Annotated in this window: 9 protein-coding genes and 1 tRNA gene; 4 read left to right on the forward strand and 6 right to left on the reverse strand. The window is 40.9% G+C overall.

Annotation, left to right across the window (positions count from 1 at the left end; genetic code table 11):
• Position 1: 1 nt before the first annotated feature.
• Positions 2 to 86 (forward strand) — tRNA-Tyr (locus tag AN391_RS15655).
• 62 nt (positions 87 to 148) lie between these two features.
• Here AN391_RS15655 and AN391_RS15660 read toward each other — a convergent pair.
• Positions 149 to 799, reverse strand: a complete 651-nt coding sequence (locus tag AN391_RS15660; RefSeq protein ID WP_082429338.1) for a M48 family metallopeptidase — start codon at positions 797 to 799, stop codon at positions 149 to 151.
• Positions 800 to 1,097: 298 nt separating this feature from the next.
• On the opposite strand from AN391_RS15660, the gene AN391_RS15665 reads away from it, so the two are divergent.
• Positions 1,098 to 4,430, forward strand: a complete 3,333-nt coding sequence (locus AN391_RS15665; protein WP_055016267.1) for an MHYT domain-containing protein — start codon at positions 1,098 to 1,100, stop codon at positions 4,428 to 4,430.
• 9 nt (positions 4,431 to 4,439) lie between these two features.
• The gene (locus AN391_RS15670) at positions 4,440 to 5,435 is read left to right on the forward strand and encodes a two-component system response regulator (RefSeq protein WP_055016268.1); all 996 of its coding nucleotides are present in this window, start codon (positions 4,440 to 4,442) and stop codon (positions 5,433 to 5,435) included.
• On the opposite strand, the gene AN391_RS15675 is transcribed toward AN391_RS15670, so the two are convergent.
• Entirely contained in the window at positions 5,432 to 5,860 is a 429-nt protein-coding gene (locus tag AN391_RS15675; protein WP_055016269.1) for a VOC family protein, read from the reverse strand. The genes AN391_RS15670 and AN391_RS15675 overlap by 4 nt on opposite strands.
• 1 nt (position 5,861) lies before the next feature.
• Positions 5,862 to 6,518 carry an HD domain-containing protein gene (locus AN391_RS15680; protein WP_055016270.1) on the reverse strand — a complete coding sequence of 219 codons (657 nt, stop codon included), beginning with the start codon at positions 6,516 to 6,518 and terminating at the stop codon, positions 5,862 to 5,864.
• A 139-nt stretch (positions 6,519 to 6,657) separates the two neighbouring features.
• Here AN391_RS15680 and AN391_RS15685 point away from each other — a divergent pair, with 139 nt between their 5' ends.
• Positions 6,658 to 7,848 carry a class I SAM-dependent methyltransferase gene (locus tag AN391_RS15685; protein ID WP_055016271.1) on the forward strand — a complete coding sequence of 397 codons (1,191 nt, stop codon included), beginning with the start codon at positions 6,658 to 6,660 and terminating at the stop codon, positions 7,846 to 7,848.
• A gap of 97 nt (positions 7,849 to 7,945) precedes the next feature.
• Here the strand turns inward: AN391_RS15685 and AN391_RS15690 are convergent, their stop codons facing one another.
• From AN391_RS15690 to hrpA, 3 genes are all read right to left on the reverse strand, one after another.
• Positions 7,946 to 8,242, reverse strand: a complete 297-nt coding sequence (locus AN391_RS15690; protein WP_055016272.1) for a PilZ domain-containing protein — start codon at positions 8,240 to 8,242, stop codon at positions 7,946 to 7,948.
• A 9-nt stretch (positions 8,243 to 8,251) separates the two neighbouring features.
• Positions 8,252 to 8,632 (reverse strand): PleD family two-component system response regulator, encoded by a 381-nt coding sequence (locus tag AN391_RS15695; protein ID WP_055016273.1) that lies wholly within the window; start codon positions 8,630 to 8,632, stop codon positions 8,252 to 8,254.
• Positions 8,633 to 8,706: 74 nt separating this feature from the next.
• Complete coding sequence (gene hrpA, locus AN391_RS15700) at positions 8,707 to 12,594, reverse strand: ATP-dependent RNA helicase HrpA (protein ID WP_055016274.1); 3,888 nt, start codon at positions 12,592 to 12,594, stop codon at positions 8,707 to 8,709.
• Positions 12,595 to 12,626 lie beyond the last annotated feature (32 nt).

The raw sequence follows: 12,626 nt of genomic DNA on the forward strand, positions 1-12,626 counted from the left end.
TGGAGGGGTTCCCGAGCGGCCAAAGGGATCAGACTGTAAATCTGACGGCTCAGCCTTCGCTGGTTCGAATCCAGCTCCCTCCACCACTTCTTATCTTAAGTATCTTTTTCTATCTCTTTTTCATCACTATTTAAATTTCATTTTTAGACTAATTATCAAATACCCACTGTAATGTTGCCCCATGGTTTTTAAGCCATGCTGATGCCAATTTATAATCGGGATAGAATTTAGCTACGCGCTTCCAAAAAGCGCTGCTGTGGTTTAAATGCGTTAAATGAGCCAATTCGTGCACAATAACATAATCAATTATATGATGCGGTGCCCCAACAAGGTTTAGGTTAAAGGTTAGTTCTCGTCGAGAATTACAACTCCCCCACTTACGTTTATAACTTCCAATCGTCAATTTAGTCGGTAATGCTTCTGACATCTGTTGGCAATAATAAGCTAAACGCATTTCAATGTAGTTTGTTAGCATTTCTTCAAGAGCAAGGCAAAGTAGCTGCTTACGTTTTTCGAGCTGTTTTTTTACTCGCTTAGAAGTGTAAATAATAAACTCGCTGTCGGACTGCTGAACATATGAGCGTGTCCCTTTAGCGAAAGTAATAGTATATGGTTTATCAAACACCGTAACTTTCTGACTTTTAAATGGGTATTGCTGAACATCAATAGCATTAAGTTGTTTATGTAATTGCGCAGCTACCCACTCTTTTTTACTGAGCAGCCATTGTTCTATATGTATTTTTGATACGTGCGTAGGTGCATAAACAGTAACTAATTGTTGGCTCACTTTTATTGCCACTGTTTTACGCCTTGTACTTCGCTTTAACTGATACTCAAACAAGGTGTATGCTCAAAATCTAAAAAAGCCTATTATAAAGCCTTATCTATTCAATGTAGTTATTTAACGATAAATAAATAGGTTCAGTATTTTTTACTAACTCAAAATAACGTTTTATTAATGAAGTGCACTGCGTATGTTAATATTTTTACAAGAAAAAGTAACCTCACAGATTTATAGTATAAATTATTAGATTAACAGTTTATTTATATAATAAATCTATTAAACTAGTTTAATAAAGATACTAATTTGAGTCGTTATGCTCTCTGCATTTTTTATAACCGATCAAGATCCGAGCCTTATTATCAATGGTGCATATAACCCTATACTGGTTAGTTTATCGGTCGTTACCGCTATTTTTGCAGCCTTTTTTACCGTATGGTTAGTTGATGTAGCTAAGCAAACACAGTTCGAAAGCTATAAACGCCTAGCCAATATAACCGGAGCCACTGTTTTATCGGCCGGCATATGGAGCATGCACTTTATAGGTATGTTGGCTTTTTCGCTATGCACAGATATAAGTTATGATCCGCTGATAACCCTTTTATCTTTTTTACCTGCATTTATTGCATGCCAATATGCCTTTTCGATTTTAGTAAAATCGCAAGGCTCTTTCAAACACCTTATTATTTGCTCTATTTTACTTGGCTCAGGTATTGGCACAATGCATTACAGTGGCATGGCTGCTATGGAGCTGGCACCGTTACTACGTTACGACCCTGCCATGTTTGCTTTATCGATTGTAGTCGCTGTTGGTTTATCGTTTATAGCACTTTTTACCCGTTATTATTTAACGCGTTTGCTACCTAATTTATCACAGATACAAGCGCGTGCTATTACCGCTATTATTTTAGGTTCAGCAGTGGCAGGCATGCACTACATGGGTATGGCCGCTACTCGATTTGTTGCAACCACACCGCTTTTACCTGATTATCAAGAGTCAACCACTGAGCTTGCTTTTGTGGCTATTGCCGTAGCTACCGCGACGGTTGCTATAACTTGTGTTATTGCAGTTATAAATGGCATGGTTAGATACCGCTTATTGCTTGAGGAGAAATCGGCGGATGAATCGCGCTTAAATGCTATTTTAGGCACTGCTATTGATGGCATTGTAACTATAGATCACACCGGCATTATATTGAGCTTTAACGAAGCTGCCAGCAAAATTTTTGGTTGGCGAGAAAGTGACGTTCAGGGGCAAAATGTAAAAATGCTGATGGCCGATGAAATCGCTCGCCACCACGATGGCTATTTGTCTAACGCCAAAAATGTAGATCTTGGTAAGGTAATTGGTATAAATAGAGATGTCTCTGCTAAGCACAAAGATGGCCACCTCTTCCCAATACGCTTAGGCATAGGAGAAGTTAACCAGCCCGACCAGATGCCATTATATGTTGGTTTTATTACAGATTTAACCGAACAACGCGCCTTGCAACAAAGCCTTATTGAAAAAGAGCAAAAGTACCGCTCTTTGATGGATAATATGCCTGGCGCTGCTTTTCGTTGTAAATACGATGAAAACTGGAGCATGTTATTTATCAGCCCGACCATAACGGAGCTCACTGGCTACACGCCAGAAGAGTTCACAGAAAGCTGCATTGAATTTAATGATCTCATTTTAAAAACAGATCAACCAACGGTTAACGAAGCCGTAGCACAAGCCATGACCTCAAGCTTAAAATACTCGGTAGAATACCGTATACGCCACCGCAACGGTAAAGTCGCCTGGGTACTCGATAAAGGCAGTATAACCCTTGATAAAGAGAATAACCCGCAGTGGATAGATGGGGTATTAGTAGATATCACAGAGCAAAAAGAATACGAAGACAAACTAGAACAAGCTAAATTGCAAGCTGAAGAAGCTGCGCACGCTAAGCAATCGTTTATGGCTAATATGAGCCACGAAATTCGCACACCAATGAATTCTATTATCGGTTTTAGCGACCTACTCATGGACACACCGCTAAACCAAGAACAGCAAAAACATTTGGTTACAGTCAATAATGCGGCGCGTTCATTATTGAGACTCCTTAATGAAGTGCTTGATACCGCAAAGCTCGAGCGCGGAAAGTTAACGATTGAACCAGTACACTTTAGTTTGAAACAGGTACTCGATAGCATTATTTCGACATTTTGGCTTGAAGCAAAAAAGAAAGACCTACGCTTAAAGTTAAACATTAAAGACTCTGTTGCCAGCACCTACTATGGCGACCCAGATAGATTAAGGCAAATTTTAACCAACCTAATCGGTAACGCTATTAAATTTACCGAGCAAGGATCGGTTGAGCTCACTGTAAGCACCACACAAACCGAGCAGCTCTTTTTTGAAGTGCAAGATACCGGTATAGGTATTGCTAAAGACCGTGTTAAAGCTATTTTTCAGCCGTTTGTTCAGGCCGATGGCACCACAACTCGTCGCTTTGGTGGTACAGGACTTGGCACAACCATTAGTAAACAATTAGTAGAGCTGATGGGCGGCACCATAAACCTAGTCAGTGAAGAAAACAAAGGTACCTGCTTTTATTTCTCTTTACCTCTTAAACAAGGCGATGCAGAGAAAATAGATCATTTCGATGGCCTACACACCCAGCTACCCTCACTAAGAGTGCTGGTGGTGGATGATATCGAGCAAAACACCGAGTTACTCTCTTTGTTACTTTCTAAAGATCAGCATTTAGTTACCAAGGCAAGCAACGGTTTAGACGCTGTGGAAATATTCGAAAAGCAAAGCTTTGATGTCATCCTGATGGATATTCATATGCCTGAGTGTGATGGCATAGAAGCCACCACGAAAATTCGAGCTATCGAAAAACAAAGACAGTTGAAATTCACCCCTATTATTGCCCTAACGGCCAGCGTCCTACAACAGGATAAACTTACAGCTAAACGAGCTGGCATGAACGGCTTTGCTAATAAGCCTATAGATATAAATCAACTTAACCAAGAAATTGCGCAGGTGCTTGGCTTAGGTATTGCAAAAGATATGGTGATTCGCCAATCAGACCCAGAGTCTAAACACATCGACTTTGAAAAAGGTGTGATGCTTTGGGGTAATAAATGCAAGCAGTTAACCGAAATTGCCAAATTTATAAATGACAGTAGTAAACGATTTGATATTTTATTTAATACTAAATTATCGCAGATTAAAAACGAGCATAGCCTGATACACACCCTTAAAGGAGTCGCAGGTAATTTAGGCCTTACAACATTAATGACTTTATTAGCCAATTTAGAACGCGAGCAAATACCTGAGCAATCTCAAGCGTTAGTTACACAAATAAAAAATGAATTAGAGACAATAACGCAATTAATTTCAGGCGATGAATGCACACAAATCACACCTACTGAAAGTGAAGATATTGAGCAAAAAAGCACGCTAAGCACAGCTGAATTAAAGTCACTGTGTGAAACGCTGCACCATGAAGCGCAAAGTGCTGAGCTCAACGATGATTTACTTGCACAGCTTGAAAATAACGCACCTGCACACTTACAAACTAAAATTAGTGAGGTTGTAAACGCATTTGATGAATTTGATTTTGATCAGTCGCAACACATACTAGACGATTTAATTAAAGAGTTTACCGAAGAATGAGAATATTGAATGGATTTTAGCAAAGACAAGCCACGTATTTTAATCGTTGATGATGAACCTGCTAACTTAAAAGTTATGCGAGAAGTATTAGGTAATCAATACCGCATGTCTTTTGCTAAATCAGGCGCTGCAGCACTTGCCCTACTTGAGAAAGAACAGCCTAAGCTCATATTACTCGATATCATGATGCCCGATATGAATGGGTTTGAGGTATGCCAAATACTTAAAAGCACACCCACGCTTTCCCATATCCCGATTATTTTTGTAACGGCTCTTGGCGATGAAAGTGATGAGTTTAAAGGGTTTGAACTTGGCGCTGTTGATTACATAACTAAACCTATTAGTCCTGCGATTGTACGCGCACGTGTTAAAACACATTTATCGCTTGTACAAGCTGAGCAATTAAAGCAAGCCCATGTTGATTTAGTACATCGCTTAGGCCGCGCTGCAGAGTACAAAGACACAGACACTGGTGAGCACATTGCTAGAATGAGCCAATACAGTAAATTATTAGCATTAGAGTTTGGTATGGATGAACACCAAGCCGAGCTACTTCGCCAGGCTGCCCCCATGCACGATGTAGGTAAAATAGGTATTCCGGATGCTATTTTATTAAAGCCTGGGCGATTAACCTCTGAAGAATTTGACCACATGAAACAGCACGCGGTTATTGGTGCACAAATTTTAGCAAATTCTTCATCTCCGCTATTACAACTTGCCCATAAACTAGCTATAGAACACCACGAAAAGTGGGATGGCAGTGGCTACCCTCATGGTTTAAAAGGCGAACAAATATCGGTTGAAGGGCGTATTGTAGCTATTGCTGATGTATTTGATGCCCTTACCTCAAAACGCCCGTATAAAGAGGCTTGGAGTGTAGAAGAAGCACTTGAGCATATGCAAGCACAAGCGGGTAAACACTTTGACCCCCACCTTATCAATTTATTTGTAAATAAGCTCGATGCTATAATCGCAATTAAAAATACATATCAAGAGCAAGACTAAGTATTGCGCTTGTGCGAGCCTTGTTTTACATCGCCATATACCGCTTTTATGTGCGGGTAGTCACGAGAGGTTATTTCGTGGCTATTCCCACTGTTATCTTTAAAATAAAGTGAAAACGTAACACCGTGATCGGCCAGTACTGTTTTTATATTTAAGCCATTTAAATAATCAACCCAGCAAATAAACTGTGCGCCGGTGGCAGCAAACGCAATCCCTTTACTCCGACCTTGTGCTTCAAACAACGCTAAACGCGTTGTTTTTGCGGTATCTTCAAGTGTGAGTGGCCCCTTGCCATTTTCATTCCAAAAGGCAAGCTCTTCAACTACGCTAAAGCCTAGTACCCGCTTATACCATTTTAGCGCTTCTTGGATGTTTTCAACATTTAGGTGGCAGTGATCTATGCCCGATAATAATGGAGCGCTCATACTATTGGCCAATTTCTGATTTTAACTGCTCTAAAAACGCATACATATACGCTGTGCGTCGCTCTGCCTCAGCTTTAGCTGAGGGCGTATTCATGCTCTTAGCAATATGAAGCAATTTAATAAAAAAATGATCAAGGGTATAGGTTTTATCATCTGCTTCGCGGTTAACACAAAACGGATCATCAGGGTTGTACAGTAAGCGACTGATAGAACCCCCTACTTTCATACAACGGCTGACACCTATTGCACCGAGTGCGTCCATCCTATCGGCATCTTGCACGATTTGAGCTTCTAAAGTTTTAACCGCTATATTGGCGCTAAAGCTATGGGCGGCAATAGCATGATGAATATCATCAAACAAACTCGCGTCATAGTTAATTGACTTTAAAAACGCAATGGCTTTATCTGCCGCCATGGTTGACGCTTTTGCTCTGTTAGGATGGTTTTTTGCCACTGCAACACAGTCATGCATCCATGCAGCGGGCAAAACAATATTCATATTGGCTTGCTCGGCGTGACACAATTGAATAGCAACACGTACTACGCGCTCTATATGTGTTATGTCGTGAGCTACATCAGCATGTATTAGCGAAGTAATAAATGTACGACATTGAGAGTCTAGTTGTTGTAACTCAGGGGTTAAAACAGAGTTGGCCACAGTTATGTTCCAAAAACAAATTAATATAAAAATTGTTCATACTTTACCGTGCTTTACACCTTCCTTGCAAAACATTCATTGTATGTTGCTCTTTGCTTGACTAAAATACAGCGCTTATTTATTACTACTGAGAAGCCTTATGTCATCTGCCGTTTACCTCCAAGCTGGTCGCGAAAAATCATTAAAAAGAAAACACCCATGGTTATTTTCTAAAGCCATCAAAAAAATTAAAGGTAAACCAGGCCTAGGTGATACGGTAACAATACACGACAGTGAAGGTAAATTTCTTGCCACCGCAGCTTATAGCCCTCATTCACAAATAAGAGCGCGTGTGTGGAGTTTTGATGAAAAAGAATTAATAGACCAAGAATTTTTTGAGCGCCGCTTACGCCGTGCTTTACACGCGCGCGAGCATGCAATCGCCGAAGGCGGTTTAACTGGATTTAGATTATGTGCTGCTGAGTCTGACTATTTACCTGGTGTTACTATCGATAAGTTTGATAACACCTTAGTATGTCAACTATTAAGTGCTGGTGCTGAGCGCCATAAAGGTGAAATTGTAGGCGCATTAATGGCTATTTTTCCTGGTGCAAATATCTATGAGCGCTCTGATGTAGACGTGCGCACCAAAGAAGGTTTAGAGCCCATCAAAGGCGTTTTGTGGGGAAACGAGCCTTCAGCACCTGTGCTTATTGAAGAAAATGGCCTAAAGCTTGAAGTGGATATTTTAGAAGGTCACAAAACAGGCTTTTACCTTGACCAGCGTGATAGCCGCGCAGCACTTGAGCGTTTTTCAAAAGATAAAACCGTATTAAATTGCTTTAGCTACACGGGTACATTTTCATTGTATGCCTTACGCGGTGGTTGTAAACACGTTACTAATGTTGATGTATCGCAACCAGCGTTAGATACCGCTAAGCGTAATGTAGAGCACAATAACTTAGATTTAAATAAAGTCGATTTTGTAAAACAAGATGTGTTTAAACTATTGCGCCAGTATAGAGATGAAGGCAAACAGTTTGACACTATTGTGATGGACCCACCAAAGTTTGCAGATAACAAAGCACAGTTAACTGGAGCGTGTCGTGGGTATAAAGATATAAACATGATTGCTATGCAAATTTTAAAGCCAGGCGGTACATTACTTACCTTTTCGTGCTCTGGATTAATGGAGCAAAATTTGTTTCAAAAAGTGGTAGCAGACGCTGCGCTAGATGCGGGTAAAGAGCTATTGATTATGGAACGTTTAAATCAAGCGGCCGATCACCCTATTGCGGGCAGTTACCCTGAAGGCTTTTACTTAAAGGGCTTAATTTGTAAGGTTTACTAAAAATTATTGTAATTACCTACAAGGACGTAGGTAATAAAAATCGAACGTAATTTAACTCCCGCAATAGCAAAAGCCACCAGCTAGGTGCTTATTTAATTTAGTTAAACTGGACTATTTCTAATCCTGCTGTAATAGTGCCATCGTCCTCTTTGCTAGCACGTATAACCTTGGCCGTTGCGTTTAAAGAGGCAATACTTGGGTGAGTTGACTCTATATTAACCTGTAGCAAAGTATCGAGTTCAAGTAAATCATCTAAATGAAGTGATAAACCAGTGGCACTTAAATCCACACATTCTGCGGTATAATTTAGCCCTGCAATAGGCTCTATTGTTGTTAATTGCGCAGGCGTATTAACCTGCATACGTCTAAAATTGCGCTTATCTTCAGTAAACATTCATCACCTTTAAACAACCGTGTTTATTTGCTCAAATAAAGTACCCATCGAAAACGGTTTTACCACATAGGCATCACACCCTGCATCAAACCCCGCCTGCTTTTCCGAAGGCGACTCTAATCCCGATACCATAACAACGGGTATATTTTTAGTCTCAGGCGTGTGCTTAAGCATCCGACATGTATCATACCCATCTAGGCCTGGCATACATACATCAAGCAAAATAATATCCGGCGGGTTAGCAATGGCAGACGCCAAACAGCTTTTGCCTGAGTCGGCATAACTAACTTCAAATTTTGAAGTCAGCGCAGATTTAAGCATTTCATAATTAAAATACTCGTCATCTACAACTAACAACCGCTTAATCTTATGTTCAACCGATGAGGACATAGGTATGTCGCTTCCTTCTCAACCAAAAATAAATCCTTCTATTAAGGTACTAAGCTTAATAGAAAATGCAAGTTTTATTCTATCTCTTTTATCGCATTCATAACGCGTTTTGCAGAAATAGGATATGGGGTACCTAAGGTTTGCGCAAACAGTGATACTCTAAGCTCCTGCTGCATCCAAAAAATAGCCTCTACCTCTTGCGGGATAGGTAAGCCTTTTGGAATTTTATTTACGAGCTTTTTGTACTCTTGCGCTACTTTTTCAAGCTCTAAAACACACAGTCTATCGCGGTTAGGATCAACAGGCAGTTTTTCTAAACGTTTCTGAATCGCTTTTAAATAACGAATTAGGTCAGGCATTTTATTTGCACCGTGAGCACTCACAAACCCTTTGAAGATAAGAGACTCAAGCTGCGATTTTATATCGCCATGGGCAGTTATCATAGTTAAATCGACGCGCCCTTTCATTTTTTTATGTAACGCGTGAGCAATGCTTAAAACTTGTTCAACCTGTGTGGCAATTTCTACCACAGCATCGCCTAGTTCGCCCCTAATATGCTCTTTAACTTTATCAAAAGCCTCTTCATCGCGTATATCACCATGCTTTAATAATAAGCTGTCTACACCGGCTGCAATACAATCGTCAATTAAATCTGCAATTTTACCAAACGGATTAAAGTACAAGCCCAGCTTAGCTTTATTGGGCAAGTTTTGCTGAAGGTACTTTATTGGTGAGGGTACATTTAATAATACTAAACGACGTAAACCTTGCTGATGTGCTTGCTGTGCTTTTTCTTCGCTATCAAAGAGCTCAATTGCCGCAGTGGATTTTTTATCTACCAGCGCTGGGTAAGCTTTTATTTCGTATTGGCCTTGCTTTTTAACGTATGAGGCAGGCAAAGCGCCAAAATCCCAGTGTGTTAAATCGGCTTTTTCAATGCCTTTATCGGCCACTTTTGACAGCGTATCGGTTACTTTGCCTTGCAGCTGTGCTTTTAGTTTTGCTAAATCGAGACCGCGTGCAAGCAATTTATCGTGCTCGTCACGTACCTCAAACTGTAAGCGTAAATGAGGCGCCAGTGCGTTTAAATCCCACGCTTCTATCTCTACTTTTACGCCTGTCATTCTTAGTAAGCGTGTAGTAAGTGCATCGAGTAAGCTGCCTTGCATAGGCTCAATGGCTGCCAGTACAGCATCAGCGTAATTAGGAGCAGGTACAAAGTTACGACGTAACGACTTAGGCAGCGATTTTATTAAACCACTTATTAGCTCATGCCTAAAGGCGGGTATGTGCCAATCAAACCCAGTTTCTTGCACTTGGTTTAAAAGTGCGACCGGTATTTGTACAGCCACCCCATCAACGGCTTGTCCAGGGTCAAAATGATAGCTCAGCGGTAAAATAATATTATCTTGCTGCCATGTATCTGGGTAATCAAACTCAGTTATATTACTTGCACCGTGTTGCATAAGCTGTTCACGGGTCATGTATAGGTAGCGTTTGTCTTTTTGTTTTTGCGTTTTATACCACTTTATAAAGGCTGCACGGTTGTTGATTTCTTTAGGTATTTTTTTATCGTAAAATTCAAATAACGTTTGCTCATCAACCAAAATATCGCGACGTCGCGATTTATGCTCAAGCACCTGAATATCTTCTATTAGCTCGCGGTTGTACGCTAAAAACTGCTCATTTAAGCCAAGCTCTTGCTCTACCAAGGCGGTGCGTACAAACAGCTCACGGCTAACTTTAGGGTCTATATTGCTATACACACAGCGGCGTTTATTAACCACTAATAGGCCGTATAAAGTTTGTTGCTCGAACGCGATAACAGCGCCTGGTTTTTTCTCCCAATGCGGCTCAGAATAACTTCGTTTTACTAAATGCTGTGCAAGGGGCTCTACCCAATTAATATCTATTTTGGCATTAATACGTGCGTATAGTTTACTGGTCTCTACCAGCTCTGCCGACATAATCCATTTGGGGCTCTTTTTAAATAATCCAGACCCCGGAAAGATATGAAATTGGCTATTACGAGCGCCTTTATATATTTGCTTTTCGTCTTTAAAGCCAATATGACTTAACATGCCGCTCAGTAGCGCTTTGTGAATTAGCTCAGAGTCAGCCACTTGGGTGGTGGCTTTAATTTTCATTTCGCTGCACACAGTGCTTATTTGATAAACAATGTCTTGCCACTCACGAATACGCATATAAGCTAAAAAGTCTTTTTGGCACAACTTTCTAAATTGGCTATTGGTCAGCTCACTTTGCTGCTCTTCTAGGTAATTCCAAAGGTTTAAAAAAGCAATAAAATCCGAGTAAGGGTCGTCAAAGCGGCTGTGTTTTTCGTTCGCAGCGGCACGTTTTTCTTGCGGGCGCTCTCTAGGGTCTTGAATCGACAGCGCAGCCACAATAATAATAACTTCTCGCAGTGCACCGAGCTTATTAGCCGTGAGCACCATTTTAGCTAGGCGCGGGTCGACCGGTAAGCGGCTAAGCTCACGACCTGATTGCGTTAAACTCGTTTGATGGCGTTTTTTACTCGGCTTAATCGCCTGTAGTTCTTCAAGTAGAGTTAAACCATCGTTAATATTGCGACTATCTGGCGCTTGTACAAACGGAAACTCGCTCATATCGCCAAGCCCTAATGCCAACATTTGCAAAATAACAGAGGCTAAATTGGTACGCAGTATTTCTGGGTCTGTAAATTCTGGGCGAGATATAAAGTCATCTTGCGAGTATAAACGTATACAAATACCCGCTTCAACACGGCCACAACGCCCCATACGTTGGTTGGCACTTGCCTGAGAAATTGGCTCAATAGGTAAACGCTGTACTTTAGTACGATAGCTGTAACGGCTAATACGCGCTGTACCTGGGTCTATTACATAACGAATACCTGGCACCGTTAATGAGGTTTCGGCCACGTTGGTTGATAAAATGATATGGCGGCGCGAATGCGGGGCAAATATACGGTTTTGCTCTGCGTTAGATAAGCGCGAGTAAAGTGGTAGTACGTCGGTATGCTTTAAATTACGTTTAGAGAGCGCCTCTGCGGTATCGCGTATTTCGCGCTCGCCATTTAAAAATATAAGGATATCCCCAGGCCCTTCAGCGCACAGTTCATCTACCGCATCAAAAATACCTTGCAATTGGTCGCCTTCGGCTTCCATAGCGTCTTTATTTATATCGCTTATTGGGTTATAGCGCACCTCAACGGGGAATGTACGTCCCGATACTTCAATAATGGGCGCATCATCAAAGTGCTTTGAAAAACGTTCAGGATCAATGGTCGCCGAGGTAATAATAACTTTTAAATCGGGGCGCTTTGGCAGTAAGTTTTTTAAATACCCTAAAATAAAATCGATATTTAAGCTGCGCTCATGGGCTTCATCAATAATGATGGTGTCGTACTGATTTAAAAAACGGTCTTGTTGTATTTCGGCGAGCAAAATACCGTCGGTCATTAGTTTTACATACGTATTATTAGAAACCTGATCGCTAAAACGTATTTTAAAACCAATTTGTTGGCCGAGCTCACATTTCATTTCCTCAGCAATGCGATTAGCTACACTGCGCGCGGCTAAACGCCTTGGCTGAGTATGCCCAATAAAGCCATCAACCCCACGGCCAAGCTCTAAACACATTTTTGGTATTTGCGTGGTTTTACCTGAGCCTGTTTCACCAGCAATAATCACCACTTGATTATTCGCAATGGCGTCTTTAATGACGTCCTTTTTTTGACTTACCGGTAATTGTTCAGGGTACGTTACAGCGGGCAGCTCAGCTAAACGTTTTTCACGTAGCTGCTGGCTGCGGGTAATATCAGCCGCTATTTTTTCAAGGACATTGGCCTGCTTAGTCTCGTCTTGTATTTTTTTTACGCCATGTAAGCGTTTTTTAAATATAAACTGATCTTTTTTTAAGCACGTTTTAAGCTCGCCAAACAACTGACCTAGGTTTACCACCCGCACACCTTATAAATTTAATAAATGAGGGC

This window comes from Pseudoalteromonas sp. P1-13-1a, from assembly GCF_001401875.1.
Classification (GTDB): domain Bacteria; phylum Pseudomonadota; class Gammaproteobacteria; order Enterobacterales; family Alteromonadaceae; genus Pseudoalteromonas.

Excerpts from the sequence above, each read along its gene's own strand:
- AN391_RS15665 (WP_055016267.1), top strand. The coding sequence starts at position 1,098 with ATGCTCTCTGCATTTTTTATAACCGATCAAGATCCGAGCCTTATTATC.
- AN391_RS15670 (WP_055016268.1), top strand. The coding sequence starts at position 4,440 with ATGGATTTTAGCAAAGACAAGCCACGTATTTTAATCGTTGATGATGAA.
- AN391_RS15675 (WP_055016269.1), bottom strand. The coding sequence starts at position 5,860 with ATGAGCGCTCCATTATTATCGGGCATAGATCACTGCCACCTAAATGTT.
- AN391_RS15685 (WP_055016271.1), top strand. The coding sequence starts at position 6,658 with ATGTCATCTGCCGTTTACCTCCAAGCTGGTCGCGAAAAATCATTAAAA.
- AN391_RS15690 (WP_055016272.1), bottom strand. The coding sequence starts at position 8,242 with ATGTTTACTGAAGATAAGCGCAATTTTAGACGTATGCAGGTTAATACG.
- AN391_RS15695 (WP_055016273.1), bottom strand. The coding sequence starts at position 8,632 with ATGTCCTCATCGGTTGAACATAAGATTAAGCGGTTGTTAGTTGTAGAT.